Annotated in this window: 12 protein-coding genes; 7 read left to right on the top strand and 5 right to left on the bottom strand. The window is 73.5% G+C overall.

Going from position 1 to position 15,302, the window contains the following annotated elements:
* Window positions 1–10: 10 nt before the first annotated feature.
* From ACZ6KF_RS19905 to ACZ6KF_RS19895, 3 genes are all read right to left on the bottom strand, one after another.
* The gene (locus ACZ6KF_RS19905; protein ID WP_356629156.1) at window positions 11–775 is read right to left on the bottom strand and encodes an SDR family oxidoreductase; all 765 of its coding nucleotides are present in this window, start codon (window positions 773–775) and stop codon (window positions 11–13) included.
* Window positions 772–4,188 (bottom strand): carboxylic acid reductase, encoded by a 3,417-nt coding sequence (gene car, locus ACZ6KF_RS19900; RefSeq protein ID WP_469239439.1) that lies wholly within the window; start codon window positions 4,186–4,188, stop codon window positions 772–774. Before car ends, ACZ6KF_RS19905 begins: the two co-directional genes overlap by 4 nt.
* A 221-nt stretch (window positions 4,189–4,409) precedes the next feature.
* A complete protein-coding gene (locus ACZ6KF_RS19895; RefSeq protein ID WP_469239437.1) occupies window positions 4,410–5,318 on the bottom strand; it encodes a quinone oxidoreductase family protein in 909 nt (302 codons plus the stop codon).
* A 218-nt stretch (window positions 5,319–5,536) separates the two neighbouring features.
* Between ACZ6KF_RS19895 and ACZ6KF_RS19890 the strand changes: the two genes are divergently transcribed.
* The gene (locus ACZ6KF_RS19890; protein WP_356629162.1) at window positions 5,537–6,283 is read left to right on the top strand and encodes a ScbR family autoregulator-binding transcription factor; all 747 of its coding nucleotides are present in this window, start codon (window positions 5,537–5,539) and stop codon (window positions 6,281–6,283) included.
* On the opposite strand, the gene ACZ6KF_RS19885 is transcribed toward ACZ6KF_RS19890, so the two are convergent.
* Window positions 6,253–7,068, bottom strand: a complete 816-nt coding sequence (locus tag ACZ6KF_RS19885; RefSeq protein WP_356629164.1) for an aminotransferase class IV family protein — start codon at window positions 7,066–7,068, stop codon at window positions 6,253–6,255. The two genes, ACZ6KF_RS19890 and ACZ6KF_RS19885, sit on opposite strands and share 31 nt — an antisense overlap.
* A gap of 149 nt (window positions 7,069–7,217) precedes the next feature.
* Window positions 7,218–8,105: a ScbA/BarX family gamma-butyrolactone biosynthesis protein gene (locus ACZ6KF_RS19880; RefSeq protein ID WP_356629166.1), complete on the bottom strand. Its 888-nt coding sequence runs from the start codon at window positions 8,103–8,105 to the stop codon at window positions 7,218–7,220.
* Between the two features lie 268 nt (window positions 8,106–8,373).
* Here ACZ6KF_RS19880 and ACZ6KF_RS19875 point away from each other — a divergent pair, with 268 nt between their 5' ends.
* The 6 genes from ACZ6KF_RS19875 to ACZ6KF_RS19850 form a co-directional block, all read left to right on the top strand.
* Window positions 8,374–9,516 carry an IS701 family transposase gene (locus tag ACZ6KF_RS19875; protein ID WP_469160749.1) on the top strand — a complete coding sequence of 381 codons (1,143 nt, stop codon included), beginning with the start codon at window positions 8,374–8,376 and terminating at the stop codon, window positions 9,514–9,516.
* Window positions 9,517–9,685: 169 nt separating this feature from the next.
* Complete coding sequence (locus tag ACZ6KF_RS19870; protein WP_469239434.1) at window positions 9,686–10,900, top strand: IS701 family transposase; 1,215 nt, start codon at window positions 9,686–9,688, stop codon at window positions 10,898–10,900.
* Between the two features lie 369 nt (window positions 10,901–11,269).
* Window positions 11,270–12,472, top strand: coding sequence for a 3-deoxy-7-phosphoheptulonate synthase (locus ACZ6KF_RS19865; RefSeq protein ID WP_469239431.1), 1,203 nt, complete (start codon window positions 11,270–11,272; stop codon window positions 12,470–12,472).
* A 52-nt stretch (window positions 12,473–12,524) separates the two neighbouring features.
* Window positions 12,525–13,184 (top strand): isochorismatase family protein, encoded by a 660-nt coding sequence (locus tag ACZ6KF_RS19860; RefSeq protein WP_469160751.1) that lies wholly within the window; start codon window positions 12,525–12,527, stop codon window positions 13,182–13,184.
* Window positions 13,181–15,109, top strand: coding sequence for an anthranilate synthase family protein (locus tag ACZ6KF_RS19855; protein ID WP_469160752.1), 1,929 nt, complete (start codon window positions 13,181–13,183; stop codon window positions 15,107–15,109). The genes ACZ6KF_RS19860 and ACZ6KF_RS19855 overlap by 4 nt, the downstream gene beginning before the upstream one ends.
* 97 nt (window positions 15,110–15,206) lie before the next feature.
* Window positions 15,207–15,302: chorismate synthase (locus tag ACZ6KF_RS19850; RefSeq protein ID WP_346073301.1), on the top strand; the 96-nt coding region annotated here is incomplete at its 3' end.

Raw genomic sequence — 15,302 nt, 5'->3', positions numbered from 1 at the left:
GCGACGGGGGTCACTGGTTGACGAAGCCGCCGTCCACGGGCAGCACGGTCCCGGTCAGGAACGGGCAGCGGTCGCTCAGCAGCCAGGCGGCGGCGGCCGCGACCTCCTCCGGCGCGGCCGTACGGCCCTGCGGCGTCATCGCGTTGACCGTCCGCTCCAGGCCCGGGTTGCGGCGGAACCAGTCCTCGGTGATCTCGCTGCGCGTGGTGCCCGGCGCGACCGCGTTGACCCGGACGCCGTGCTGGGCGTACTCGTCCGCGGCGGCCCTGGTCAGGCCGATCACCGCGTGCTTGGCCGCGATGTAGGGCGCGGCGGCGGGTATCGCCACCAGCCCGCCGACGCTGCTGTTGTTGACGATCGCGCCGCCTCCGTGCCGGAGCATGGCGGCGATCTCGGGACGCAGACAGTTCCAGACGCCGCGGACGTTGACGTCCATGACGGTGTCGTAGACGTCGTCGGTCATCAGATGCAGGGGGGTGCGGTCGCCGCCGACGCCGGCGTTGTTGAACGCCCCGTCCAGCCGCCCGTATTCGGACTCGGCGAACCGCACGGCGCGCACCGCGTCCTCGGCGTCGGTGACGTCGCAGACCACGTACGCCGCCTCGACGCCCTTGGCGCGCAACCGCTCGGTCAGGTCCGCGAGGCGGTCCGCCCGGCGCGCGGCGAGCACCACCGTCGCCCCCTCCTGGCCGAACACCCCGGCCGCGGCGGCGCCTATGCCGCTGCTCGCTCCGGTGATCAGGACGACTTTCCCGGTGAGGAGATCTCTGTTCATGCCCGCGTGCCTACCACAGGGGGCATCAGGGCCTTGAGGTCCCTGGCGTACTTCTCGACAAGGCCGCGGGTGAGGCCCGGGATGTCCCGGTACCCGTCGACGGCGCCGGACCGGACCGCCTCGCGGAACCGTTCGGACGGGACGGCGGAGCCGGGCACCGGCTCCTCGGGCTCCTTGAAGCCGTGCAGGATGGGCAGCGCCGCGTACTGCCGCCGGTCCTCGGGCAGCGCGCGCATCGCCGCCTCGAACCGCACGTACCAGTCGGCGTGGTCGTCGATCCGTTCGATGCGGTGGCCCGCTTCCACCAGCCAGTCGACGAAGGTGTCCAGGGACACTCCGTCGTCGTTCGGGTTCACCAGGCTGTACGTCCGGTACGCGGCGGAGGCCGCGGCGCCGCCCAGGGCCACCACGGCCGCGGCGGTGAAGTCGACGGGCAGACCGTCGTAGTGGGCCCGTGCTCCGTCCGCGCGGTAGAAGGTGCGCGGCGCGACGCCGGTGGCGAGGACGCTGAACAGCAGGCGGCTGAACATGTCGGGGACGTTCAGCTGGCCGCCGTACCTGCTGTGCGCGAGGATCATGTTCGAGCGGAAGACGGTGACCGGCAGTCCGCACAGGTCGTGCGCCTCCCGCAGCAGCACTTCGCCGGCCCACTTGCTGGTCGCGTATCCCCCGGCGTAGCCGCCGTCCGCCTGCAGCACCGGCATCGCCGTGCGGACGTCGGAGTCCTCGTCGAGGGCCGGGCGGTCCGGGTGGGCGTGGGCGACCGCGACGCTGGAGATGTAGGTGAACGGCTTGATCCGGCCGGTCAGGGCGAGCCGGACCAGTTCGGCGGTGCCGACGACGTTGGCCTCGAACAGGTGCGGGTAGGGCAGCACGTGGTTCACCAGCGCGCCGGCGTGCACGATCAGGTCGGCCTCGTCGGCCAGCCGGTTCCAGGTCTCCTCGTCCAGGCCGAGGCGCGGCTCGGCCATGTCGCCCGCCACCACCTCCAGATGGCCCGCGGCCAGTGCCTCGTACCTGCGCACCAGTTCCGGGTCGCCGCTGTCGAAGGCGGCGTCCAGCCGTCGCCGGGCCGCGGCGGCGTCCTTGCCGCGGACCAGCGCGATCAGCCGCCCGCCCGCCGGGGCCAGTCGCTCCAGCCACTCCAGGGCGAGGAAGCGGCCCAGGTAGCCGCTGGCGCCGGTGAGCAGCACGGTGCGCGGCTCCCCCTCGGACCGGGGCAGTTCCCGTGCCCGGGCGAGGGTGCGTGCGTCGATGAACCTGTCGAGGGCGAGGTCCTTGGCGTGCACCTCGGTGGCGCCCTCGCCGTGCACCGAGGCGAAGGTGGGCCGCTCCTGGGCCGTCCCGCGGCGGGCCTCGATGTGCTCGGCCAGGTGCCCGAGGTCGTAGGCGGGGCTGATGACCACGTCGACCGGAACCCGTACGCCGAAGGTGTCCTGGAGCAGGTCGGAGAACTGCACCGCGGACAGCGAGTCCCCGCCCAGGTCCCGGAAGTGGGCCTGCGGGGACACCTCGGCCGTCGATCCGGCCAGCAGTGCCCGGGCGGCCCGCTGCACCGTCTCCAGGGCCGGCCGGCCTGCCCCCTCCCGGCGGATCTCGGCCAGTTCCTCGCTCTCGCGGGCAGCGGTGTCGGCGTAGAGCTGTTCGAGACGCCCGCCGTAACGTTCCACCAGCTTGGGCCACAGCAGCTTGCGGTGGTCCGAGAGCAGGCCGTTGGCCTGGCTGAACGGCTCCGTCTCGATCAGGACGTCGCGCGGGATCTCGTACGAGTTGAGCCCGACCTCCTTGGCGAGCTCCTGGAAGGAGCGGCTCAGCCGCCGCTTCAGCGCCTGCTCGTCCCCGCCGGTCTCGCGCAGCGCGTCGGGGGTGGGGACGACCACGGCGAGCAGGTACGACCGCTCGCTGTTGCCGTACACGAAGATCTGCCGGACCAGCGGGCTCGCCGCGAAGACCGCCTCCAGCCGGGAGGTGGCGACGAACTCTCCCTGCGAGAGCTTCAGTACGTTCTTGCGCCGGTCCACGATCGCGATCCGGTCGGGTCCCAGCTCCGCGACGATGTCGCCGGTCCGGTAGTAGCCGTCCTCGTCCAGCAGTTGTGCCGACAGCTCCGGCTGCTTGTAGTAGCCGGGGATGATCGCGTCGCTCTTGAGCAGGAGTTCGCCGCGCGGGTGGGGCGAGTCGGTGCCGAAGTAGCCGAGTTCCGGCACGTCGGCCAGCTTGTAGTCGACGACCGGCGGACGCAGCAGCACCCCGTCGACGGAGACGCCGGCGGCCTCGGTGGAGCCGTAGACGTTGTGCAGCTCCAGGCCCAGCAGGGACTCGGTGAACGCGGTCAGTTCCGCGGACAGCGGCGCCGAACTGTTGCTGGCCCAGGTGACCCGGCCGCCGAGGACGTTGTCCCGGATGTCCGCCCGCACCTCGGCCTCGGCCGTCTCCCGGTCGGCGCCGGCGGCGGTGCGCCGGTCGACCTCGCTGAGGAACCGCTGGTGGAGCATCTCGCACACCCGGGGCACCAGCGACAGCTCCGTGGGCCGCGCCAGCGCGATGTCCTCGAAGAACGTCGACAGATCGCTGCTGGCGGTGAAGTAGCTGGTGCCGCCGCGCACCATGGTGGCCTTCAGCGAGGAGTGGCCCGCCACATGGCTCATCGGCATGTAGTGGAAGGTGACCGCGTAGGTCTCGTCGAACAGTTTGGACCAGGCGCCGCCCCACATCGCGGCGGCCAGCCGCTCGGTGTACATGGCGCCCTTGGGCGTGCCGGTACTGCCGGAGGTGTAGATCAGCATCGCCAACGGGTCCTCGCCGTCGGCGGCCGTGAACAGCGGGGCCTCGGGCAGGGCGGCGCCCCGCTCGACGACGTCCCTCAGGGTGTCCACGACGACGGCGGGCCGGGTGCGGGCCAGTCGCTCGCGGGCCGCGGCCAGCGCCTCCCGGTGGTCGTCGGCCTCGGGGTGGTGGTCGAAGACGACCAGGCGCCGCACCGAGTCGCTCTCGCGTATCAGATCGACCGCGGCGTCCAGCCGCTCGGCGGACGCGGCCACGGTGAACGGCTCGGTCTCCGCGACGATCGACCGCAGCTGCGCGGGTGCGGCGCTGGTCTGCAGCGGGACGGTGACGGCGCCGAGGTGGATGCAGGCCAGGTCGATCGTCGCGTAGTCGCGGCTGGTGAAGCCGAGCAGCGCCACCCGCTCGCCGGCGTTCAGCGGACGGTCCGGATGGTGGTGCCAGTCGCTCGCCACCGCGCGGACGCGGTCCCACAGCTCGCGGTAGCTGGTCGTCTCGTAGCGGGGCAGCAGCCGGATCGCGACCCGGCCCGTCTCGGCGTCCCGGGCGTACTCCTTCACACGTTCGCCGATGGCGGGCCGGTCCGCGTGGCGCTCCATGACGGATGCCATCACTTGCGCAAGTCGCATTCTGGGTCTCCGCGTCGCATGAGTGGCCGACTTCAGGGGTGAGGAGTCGGGCGCCCGGCGGGTGCGCGCCGGTGCGTCCATGGGCGACACCGCGTGCCGAGGGGCCGTGGTGGGCTGCGGCCCCGCGCCGGTTCCGGCTCGTCACCCGATGCTAGGCACAGGCGGACGCGATCCCCGGGAATCGGTCGACGATCTGTCAGGTCCGGCGGCGGACCCCTGTGTCAGGGGCGCAGCACCACCTTTCCGGTGGTGCGCCGGGCGAGCAGGTCCTCGTGGGCGCGCCGGGCCTCGGTGAGCGGGTACGGCTCGTGCACCACCGGCCTGAGCCTGCCCTCGGCGGTCAGCGCCAGCAGTTCCCTCAGCGGGCCGGTGAACGCGCCCTCGGCGGCCAGGGTCGGACGCAGCCAGAAGCCGACGACGGCGGCGTTCAGCCGGCCGAGGCGCGCGGGGTCGACGGGGGTGAAGCCGGTGCGGGCGGAGTTGCCGTAGCTGACCAGGCGGCCGCCCGGGGCGAGCGATTCCAGCGCGCTGTCGAAGAGTTCCCCGCCGACGGCGTCGAGGATCACGTCGGCCCGCTCCGGCAGGGGGTGGGCGACGGCGGCGTCCGCGCCGAGGTCGAGGGCGAGCCGGCGCTTCTCCGGCGTGGAGGCCTGCGCCCAGACCCGGCCCGCGCCGAACTCCCGGGCCAGCTGCACGGCGAGGCTGCCCACGCCGCCCGCCGCCGAGTGCACGACGACGGTCTCGTCGGGCCGCAGCCGGGCCGCGGTCCGCAGCAGGTGCCAGGCGGTCAGGCCCTGCACGAGCAGCGCGAGGGCCGCTCCGGCGTCCAGGTCCTCGGGGATCTCCACCAGGGCGGACTTCTTGGCGACCGCCTGCTCGGCGTAGCCGTGGGACACCCGCGCCAGCACTCGCCGGCCGTCCTCGGCGCGGCCCACGACCTCGCTGCCGGGGATGTGGGGCAACTGGTCGGCGGCCAGGTAGGAACCGTCGGTCTGATGGGTGTCGGCGAAGTTCACGCCGGCCGCCTCGACGTCGATCAGCACCTCGTCCGGGCCGGGCCGGGGGGCGGGAGCGTCGACGACGGTGAGCACTTCGGGACCGCCGAAGCGGTCGAACCGTATGGCGATCATGGTGGGCACGATATCGCGCCAGTGTCGGTAACGGCCCGTATGTGCGCGTTGTCGACGTGGTAAGAGTGGACGGTACACGGGGACGTGCACCCGCGAATGCGCCGTGGTCGGACGCCCGGTATCGCCTGCGGCACGCCCGCGTGCGGGTCACTCCTCGTTCCCCCGCACCCGCTCCACCCGTCTTCCTGCTCCTCTCTTCTCCCGGAGTGCGAATCACCATGCAGGACCGTGCCGCGAAGACACGCCGTCAACTGATCCGATCCGCCGCCGAGCTCTTCAACCGCGGCGGCTTCGCCGGATCCTCCATCGGGCAGATATGCGCCCTCGCCCGGGCCAGCCACGGCGCGTTGCACTTCCATTTCGGGAACAAGCAGGCCCTCGGCGAGGCGGTCGAGTCCACGGCGGCGGAGATTCTGCTGTGCGTGACCGGGCAGGTCCCGGACCAGCACCCCGAACCGCTCCAACTGCTCGTCGACACCTCGCACACGCTCGCCGAACGGGTCGCCCGCGACCCGGTGCTCAGGGCCGGGTTCGGCCTGGCGCACGACGCGGCCTGGGAGAGCGCGGGGAGTCTGTGGCAGCACTGGCGGGACTGGGTGCACGGGCTGCTCCGGCTGGCCCGGCAGCAGGGCAGTCTGGCCCCGGGGGTCGACCTCGACGACGCGGTCTCGGCCGTCACGGCCGTGATGGCGGGGCTGGAAGGGCTGGGACGCGACCCCGGCCACGCCGGGGTCGCGCTGTCGGTGACGCCGTTCTGGCGGCTGGTACTGCCGCAGCTGGCCGCGGAGGCGGTGCGCGACGGGATCGACGCGGCCGGCCGGCCGGCCTCGGCGGCCGGCGAACCGCCGTCGGCGCACTGGCGGTCGACCGAGGGGGCGGCGCCGCACGAGTGCGCCGCGATGTCCGACGCCGAGCTGTGCCGCCTGCCCGGGGACTACAGGGAGATGAGCGGCTCCGCCTCGTAGGCCCGGTGCAGCAGTTCCACGAACGCCGGCGCCTCGGGCAGCGGCGCCGGGCCGATCCTGTGGACCGCGACCCCGGGCGTCCATGAGTTCATGACGGCGGCGCCCGCCAGCTCCGGAAGGTCGGCGGGCGTGACCTCGCGGACCCGCTGGGCGACGCCGAGTCGGTCCAGCTGTCTGCGGACGACGCCCATGGTGACCCCGTCGAGCATGTCGGCCGCCGGCCACACCACGCCGGTTCCGTCCCAGAAGGCCAGGTTCCAGATGGACCCCTCGCTCAGCCGGCCCCGGCGGTCGGTGAACGCCACGTCGTCGCAGCCCTGTCGCACCGCCTGCCGCAGGAAGTAGGTCTTGGCCGGTTCTCCGACGTGCTTGACCGAGGGCAGGAACCGCTCGTGCTCGACGACGCCCAGGGTGAGCGGCCCGGCGGGGCCCGAGGCGGGCGGCGCGGTGCGCACGAGCAGTTCGGGCTCCTCGTCGGGTGCGGCCACCGTGAACTCCCCGGACGGCAGGTAGACGGTCGCCGTCAGCGAGAGGTCGGCCGCGGCGTCGGCGACGGCGGCGCGCAGCCAGGAGAGCACCCGGTCGTCGGGCAGGGCGCGGCCGAACAGCTCCAGCGAGGCGTGGCGCAGCCGGGCGAGGTGCAGATCGAGGCCGCGCACCCGGCCGGCGCGCACCTGCATCGCGGTGAAGTGGGCGTATCCGGCGAAGGCGAGGGGCGCCAGGTCCGCCGCGCCGGCCTCGCGGTCGTTGCGCCGGGTGGTGGTCGTCGCATGGGTCGTCGTCACGCCGTGCCCAACGATCCGGGTGCCGGGCGGACACCCCTGGTCTCCGCGGGGGCGCGGCGCCGGTCCGGTGCCGCGCATCGGGTCCTCCGCGGGGGGCGCGACGGCCGGTCGGCGCCGGGCCGGTCAGGCGCGGGGCGGTGAGCCGGCGGTCAGCCTCCGGTGCGGAAGTCGACGCGGAAGGCGGCCTCGCCCTCCTGCGTCCCGGTGACCCGGACCGAGCCCGGCTCCGGCAGCGGCTCGGCCTCGATGTGGCAGGGACGGTCGAATTCGACGTACCGCACATAGGTGGCCTCGATGCCGGTGGCCGCGAGGGCGGCCGGGGCGAGCAGGGCGCGCGCCGCCTGGTCGGCGGCCTCCAGCAGGGCCAGGCCCGGCACGTGGTCGACGGGGTGGTCGAAGATCAGGTGGTTGCTCGGGTCGTTGCGCAGCAGCCAGCGATGGGGGCGGTCCCCGGGGGACAGCATGACGTCCGCCGCGGACGGCCGGGCCACCAGCCGGGCGTCCACGGGCGCCGGCACGGCCCAGGCGCCCCAGTCGACATGGCGGCGGGCGCCCCGGAGACGGGCGTAGACCCGCTCGGAGATCCACGCGAACTCGGCCTCGGCACGGGCCAGTTCGCTCCCGTCGAGCGACACCTGGAAGGACATCCGCAGGGCCTTGGTCGTGCGTCGCCTGCCGCCGTTCTGCGCGACGGCGATCCGCACGTCCGGCGCGGACGCGCGGCCGCGGGGCGGGCGAAGGCCGGGGACGAGGGTGAAGGAGAGGAAGCTCAGCACGGTCTGGTGCGTGAGCGGGACGTCGTAGGCGGCGTGCGCGACGACCAGTCCCGTCTGCCGGACGGTCTGCGCGAGCAGCCGCGGGTCGTACGGCAGGTCGCCCTCCGCGGCGGGCCATCTGACGGAGAGTGAGAAGCGCCGGTCGCTCAGCCGCTGCCAGCCGGTGACGAGCAAGTTCTCCTCGCGCCGCAGGTGCGCGTAGGCCCCGAGGAGAGCGGGTGACAGGGCGGACGGGCGAGGGGTGGGTATGACGCCGAACAACGTTCCCCCTGAGTCGGATCGGTCAGGCCCTAATCAGTGCGCGGTTAAAGTACCGGATCTCCGTTCGGTTTTGGTCAGAGTATGGGCGAGCCCAAGAGCCGGTAAAGAGCGCAGACAGGCCGGGCGGCCGGAACGGACCGTGCGCCTCCGGAGGTTCGTCCGCGCACACCGCCGCTGGCGCAAACGTGCGGGTCGTTCTGCGCGGACGCCGTATAAACGAAACAGGACGACAGTCCTTTTTCGACGGGCGGACGTGCGGGGAGCGGCGATGCGGCAGCACCGGGACGCGGCGAGAGAGGGCTCCGGGGCGGAGGCCCTGGACGCCGAGTTCTGCCGGCGGCTGTTCGGCTCGCTGCACCGCGACGGGCAGCGGGCGAAGGCCGAGCAGTACGTCCGCGGGCTGCTGTCGGTGCCCGGGCGCAAGACGCTGCGGAGCATCGCGGCGCGATTCGGGGGAGCGTCGGCGCAGCAGAGCGTGCACCACTTCATCACCGCCTCGCCCTGGGAATGGACGCCCGTCCGGCACGCCCTGGCCCGTCAGGCGCAGCGGACCCTGGCCCCGGAGGCGTGGGTGATCGGCTCGACGCTGATCCCCAAGACCGGCCCGCACTCGGTCGGCGCGGACCCGCAGCCGACCTCGCTGGGCACGGTCAACGGCCAGCAGGCGGTGGGGACATGGCTGGCCTCGGAGCGGTCGGCGGTGCCGGTCGACTGGCAGTTGCGGCTGTCCGCCCGCTGGACGGCCGGCCCCCTGCGGGACCGGGCGGGCGTCCCGGCGGACGCCGCGTCGAGCACCGTCGAGGAGTGCGTGCGGCAGGCGGTGGCGGGGCTGCTGGCGATCGGGCGGATGGCTCCGCTGCCCGTGGTCGTGGACGTCGCGGAGGCGGACGGCGTGGCGGTCGCGCGGCATCTCGCCTCCACCGGGCGGCCGTTCGCGGTACGGGTGAGTCCGGCGGCGCCGGTGCGGATCGACCGGGCGGCGCTGCCCAGACACGGCGATCTCCAGCGCACCGCGGGCGAGCTGGCCGAGTCCCTCCCCCGTCTGCGCCGGCAGGTGGGGCACGGGAAGAGGCGCACGACGGCCGCGGCGATCCCGGTGGTCGCCTCGTCGGCGGGGCGGGACGCGATGACGCTGGTGGCCGAGTGGCGCCCCGGCCGGCGGACCGACCGGCGGCTGTGGCTGACCGGCTTCGCGCCCTCCCGCCTCCCGGCCGCGCTGCGTCTGACCCGGCTGCCGGAGGTGGTCGAGCAGGATCTGGCGGAGATCTCGGACGAGGTCGGTCTGCGGGACTTCGCGGGACGGTCGTTCCCGGGCTGGCACCGGCACATCACGCTCGCCTCCATCGCCCACCTGATCGCCGCCTCCGCACGGCCCCGGGCCGCCGCACGGACCGACGGGCATCCGGAGTGACGCCTCCCACATTCACGGGACTACCGTCCGGTAATTTGACACTCTCACCCGGCCGGTGATGACTCAACTCCCCCCAAGCCCCTTACTCTCGGCCAGGGCATCACTCAGCGTTCCCGTTCGAGCTGACGGATGCACCACGGCACGGGTCGGTTCATCAGTGAGGAGATTCATGCTCAGCTATGACCTGCATCCCACGACCACGGCACGCGGCAGCTCTCCCCCGCCCTTCGCGTCCGGTTCGCACGACGCCGTCCTCACCGAGATCTCCTCCCTGCTCTTCGCCTCGCTGTCCCGCAGCGACCAGTGCAGAAAGGCCATGCAGTACTTACGGGGCCTGCTCGAGACGCCGGGGCGCAAGTCCATCCGCAACATCGCCGCGCTGCTCGGCGAGCAGGTGTCGGAGCAGAACCTGCACCACTTCATCTCGGCCTCCACCTGGGACTGGGTGCCCATCCGCCGGGCGCTCGCCCGTCACTGGCTCGGCGCCGTCCCGCCGCGGGCGTGGGTGGTGCAGCCGGTCATCATCCCCAAGACCGGACGCCATTCGGTCGGCGTGGACAAGCACTTCTTCCCGACCCTGGGGCAGGTCCTGAACGCCCAGCGCACCATCGGGGTGTGGGCCGCCTCGGACACGGTCAGCGCCCCGGTCAACTGGCGCCTCCATCTGCCGCAGGCGTGGCTCAAGGACGACCTCCGGCGCAGTCAGGTGGCGATCCCGGACGGGGTGCCGGCGGAGACGCTGAGCGAATGCGTCGTCCGGGCCTGTCTGGAGGCGGTGACGCAGTGGGGCCTGCCGGTGCGGCCGTTCGTGCTCGACTCGTGCGAGGTGCACGCCGTGCCCATCTTCGAGAAGCTGCACGCCGCGGGAATGCCGCTGCTGGTCAGCGTGTGCGAGGACCATCCGCTCACCGTCGTGGATCCCGCGCTGCCCGCCGCCGGACGGGGACCGCTGACCGCCGAGCAGATCATGATCATCGTCAGGGACCTGCGGCGGCCCGTCGTCACCGCGGACCACGTGCCGGGTGCGGCGCCGAGGACCCACTGGGCCGCGACCGTGCGGGTGGCCGGCCCGTCCCTGTCCGGTCCGGCTCCGGGCCAGGGCGAGGTGGTGCTCCTCGGGGTCGGCGACGAGGGCGGGCGCTGGCCCGCGAAGCTCTGGCTGACGAATCTGGCCACCACCCCGCCGGCGTCCCTGGTGCGACTGAGCAGGCTGGCCGAGCGGGTCGAGCAGGACTTCACCGAGATCGCCGACCGGGTGGGCATCCGGGACTTCTCCGGGCGCTCCTTCGGCGGCTGGCACCGTCACACGACCCTGGCGTCGGCCGCGCACGCGGTCGTCGCGCTCGCCCGCACCTCTGCGGAGCAGCCGGCGGCCCGGGTCTGACGGCCGCTCCCCGCCACTGCCCGCCGCGGCCGGTGGGCGGACGGTTCCCCACCGTCCGCCCACCGGCCGTCGCCGTGTGCGCGCACGCCGCGCGAAGCCGGGCAGGTTGCGCAGTCCGACGGGCGCGAGGCACGGCGACGACGCCCGTGCGTCGGCGCGCCGACTTGACATATCGCCGGTCACTTGACGGATGGCGCGTCACCTGACGGAGTACCGCGCACCTTGTTGGTGGCCGCCCGCCATCCGTCGCACGATTCCCTGCGTCGCGGGGCCTCGCTCCCCGCCCTTCCTCGTCGCTCCTCGCCCTCCGGCCCGTTCCCTTCCTCGCTTCCCGCATCGCCGTACGTCTTGTCGCGATTGGAGAAACCAGTGGACGACGCTCTGCTCGACCTTCGACACGGACAGGCGTTGCAACAGCCACCGTGGGACGACGAGGGACAGGTGCTGCGCGTGCGGAAGGAACTCGCCGCCCTGCCCGCGCTCGTCGACGCGGCGGACGTGAAGACCCTGCGCTCGATGCTGGCGCGGGTGGCCGCGGGCCAGGCGCACGTGGTGCAGGCCGGCGACTGCGCGGAGGATCCCGCCGAGTGCACGCCGGGCCATGTGGCCCGCAAGGCGGGCCTGCTGAACATGCTCGCCGGGCAACTGGAGATGGACACCTGCCTGCCGGTGGTGCGCGTCGGCCGGATGGCCGGCCAGTTCGGCAAGCCCCGCTCCCGCCCCACCGAGCGGGTCGGCGACCTCGAACTGCCGGTCTACCGCGGCCACATGGTCAACAGTCCGGAGCCCGACCCCGTGCTGCGGCGCCCCGACCCGCAGCGGCTGCTGTCCGGTTACCGGGCCGCCCACGCCGTCATGGGCTGTCTGGGCTGGCTCGGGGGCGCAGGCCCGGCCCGCATCGGCGCCCCCGTCTGGACCAGCCACGAGGCGCTGCTCCTCGACTACGAGGTCCCGATGCTGCGCCGGCAGCCGGACGGAGAGCTGCTGCTCGCCTCCACCCACTGGCCGTGGATAGGCGAGCGGACCCGGCAGCTCGACGGCGCCCATGTGGCCCTGCTCGCCGAGGTCGTCAATCCGGTGGCCTGCAAGGTCGGTCCCCGGATGACGGAGGAGGAACTGCTCGCCCTGTGCGAACGCCTCGACCCGCGGCGGGAGGAGGGCAGGCTGACCCTCATCGCCCGGATGGGCGCCGGAACCGTCGCCGAGCGGCTGCCCGCGCTGGTGGCGGCGGTCCGCGCGGCCGGGCACCCGGTGATCTGGCTGACCGACCCGATGCACGGCAACACCGTCACCACCCCGGACGGGCTGAAGTCCCGCTTCCTGGAGACGGTCGCGCGAGAGATCGACGAGTTCCAGCACGCGGTGAGCGCCGCGGGCGGGGTCGCGGGCGGACTGCACCTGGAGACCACCCCCGACGACGTCACCGAGTGCGTACGCGACGCATCCGAGGTCGGCCTCGTCGGCACCCGGTACACGAGCTTCTGCGACCCGCGGCTCAACCCCGGCCAGGCCCTCTCCGTGGCCTCGTCCTGGTGGCTCACCGGCCGCCGGACCCGGTCGGCCGCGGCGTGACCGTCCCCCCTGGCCGCCACCCCCACCGAGACAACCATCCGAGAGGACAGTCATGGCGGGCATACCCCCCATCGAGCCGTATCCGCTGCCGTCGGCGGACGACCTGCCCGGCAACACCGCCGGGTGGTCCGCGGACCCGGACCGCGCGGTGCTGCTCGTCCACGACATGCAGCGCTACTTCCTGCGCCCGTTCCCCGCGGCGCTGCGCGAGCCGCTGGTGCGCAACGCCGCCCGGCTGCGCGAACGGGCCGTGCTGACGGGCATGCCGGTGGCGTACACGGCGCAGCCCGGCGGCATGACCGACGAGCAGCGCGGTCTGCTGAAGGACTTCTGGGGGCCCGGCATGCGCGTGGACCCCGCCGACCGCGAGGTCGTCGAGCCGCTCGCGCCGGGGCCGGACGACCAGGTCTTCACCAAGTGGCGCTACAGCGCGTTCTTCCGCTCGGGCCTGCTGGAGTGGATGCGCGCACACGGCCGCGACCAGCTGGTGCTGTGCGGCGTGTACGCGCACGTCGGCGTGCTGATGACCGCGGTCGACGCCTTCACCCACGACATCCGGCCGTTCCTCGTCGCCGACGCGGTCGCGGACTTCTCGGCCGGGGACCACCGGCTGGCCGTCGAGTACGCCGCCCGGCGCTGCGCCGTCGTCACCACCACGGACGCCGTCCTCGGCCGGCTCGACGCCGCCCGCACGGCCGGAGCGCGCGCATGACCGCGACCGGCCCGGTCCTCGACCGGATCCTGACGGAACGGCCCGGCCCCTTCGCCCTGTTGCACCGCCCGGAGGCCGGCGGGCCGGACACCGTGGACGTCCTGCTCGGCACGGTCTCGACGCCGCGGACCCTGGCGGACCTGCCCCTGCCCGAGCGGGCCGCGCCGGCCGGCGCCCCGCGCCACGAGCTGCTGACGCTGATCCCCTACCGGCAGATCACCGAGCGCGGCTTCGCCGGACCGGACGACGGCGAACCGCTGATCGCGATGACCGTCACCGACCAGGCGGTGCTCTCCCTCGACGAGGTCCTGCGCCGGCTGCCGGACGTGCCGATCACGCTCACCGGCGGCCACTTCGACGTGGGCGACGACGACTACGCGGAGACGGTCCGCCGGGTCATCAAGGAGGAGATCGGCACCGGCGAGGGCGCCAACTTCGTCATCAAGCGTTCGTTCGTCGCCGACATCACCGACTACTCCCCGCACAGCGCGCTGTCGTTCTTCCGCCGGCTGCTGCGCGGCGAGTCGGGCGCCTACTGGACGTTCGTCGTCCACACCGGCGACCGGACCTTCGTCGGCGCGACCCCCGAGCGGCACGTCAGCCTCTCCGGCGGCACCGCCGTGATGAATCCCATCAGCGGCACCTACCGCTACCCGCCGACCGGGCCCGCCCTGCCCGGGGTGCTGGAGTTCCTCGCCGACGGCAAGGAGGCCGACGAGCTGTACATGGTCGTCGACGAGGAGCTGAAGATGATGGCCCGGATCTGTGAGTCCGGCGGCCGGGTGGCGGGCCCGTACCTGAAGGAGATGGCCCGCCTCGCGCACACCGAGTACTTCATCGAGGGCCGCACCGCCCTCGACCCGCGCGCCATACTGCGCGAGGCGATGTTCGCCCCGACGGTCACCGGCAGCCCGCTGGAGAGCGCCTGCCGGGTGGTCGAACGGTACGAGCCCGAAGGCCGCGGCTACTACAGCGGCGTGGTGGCCCTCATCGGCCGCGACGCCGCGGGCGGCCGAGCGATGGACTCGGCCATCCTCATCCGCACCGCCGACATCGACCACGCCGGCCGCGTGCGGATCGGCGTCGGCGCCACCCTCGTCCGTCACTCCGACCCGGACTCCGAGGTCGCCGAGACCCGCGCGAAGGCGGCCGGGCTGCTCGCGGCGCTCCGGGCGGACGGCCCGGCGGACGGCCCGGCGGACGGTCGGGGACCCGGCGCGCACGCCGTGCGCTTCGGCGACCACCCGGACGTACGGGCCGCCCTGGCCCGGCGCAACACCACGCTCGCCGGGTTCTGGCTGGCCGGTGGCGGACGACCGGAGCGGTCCGTGCCGGACCTGGCCGGCCGTCGGGTGCTGGTGGTGGACGCCGAGGACACCTTCACCTCGATGATCGACCACCAGCTCCGCTCCCTGGGCCTGACCGTGACGGTCCGCCGCTTCGACGAGCCGTACGCCTTCGACGGCCACGACCTGGTCGTCATGGGCCCCGGCCCCGGCGATCCGCGCGAGGCCACGCATCCCAAGATCGCCCACCTGCGGTCGGCGGTGGACACCCTGCTCGCCGAGCGGCGGCCGTTCCTCGCGGTCTGCCTCAGCCACCAGGTGCTCAGCATGCGGCTCGGCTTCCCGCTGGTCCGCCGCGAGACGCCGAACCAGGGCGTGCAACAGGAGATCGACTTCTTCGGCGCCCGCGAACGGGTCGGCTTCTACAACACGTTCGCCGCGCGCAGCACCGAGGACGCGGCCGAGTGCGAGGGCGTGGGCCTCGTCGAGGTCAGCCGCGCCCCGGACACCGGTGAGGTGCACGCGCTGCGCGGCCCCCACTTCGCCTCGATGCAGTTCCACGCCGAGTCGGTGCTCACCGAGGACGGCGTACGCCTCGTCGGCACCCTGATGGCCGAGGTCCTGGGCGTCCGGCTGTGACCGCGGGGGCGGCAGACGGACGCCCCCGGGGACGCCCCGGTCCGGGCACGACGACTCGGCTGTTTTCCGACTTCGTTGCGAGCAGTGAGGAGCACCGATGAGCAGGTTGCGCTGGCTGACCGCGGGGGAGTCCCACGGTCCCGCACTCGTCGCGACGCTGGAGGGCCTTCCGGCAGGTGTGCCGGTCACCACG

The sequence above is a fragment of the Streptomyces sp. NPDC046379 genome (assembly GCF_055587785.1).
This window is presented reverse-complemented; position numbering and strand designations above follow the sequence as displayed.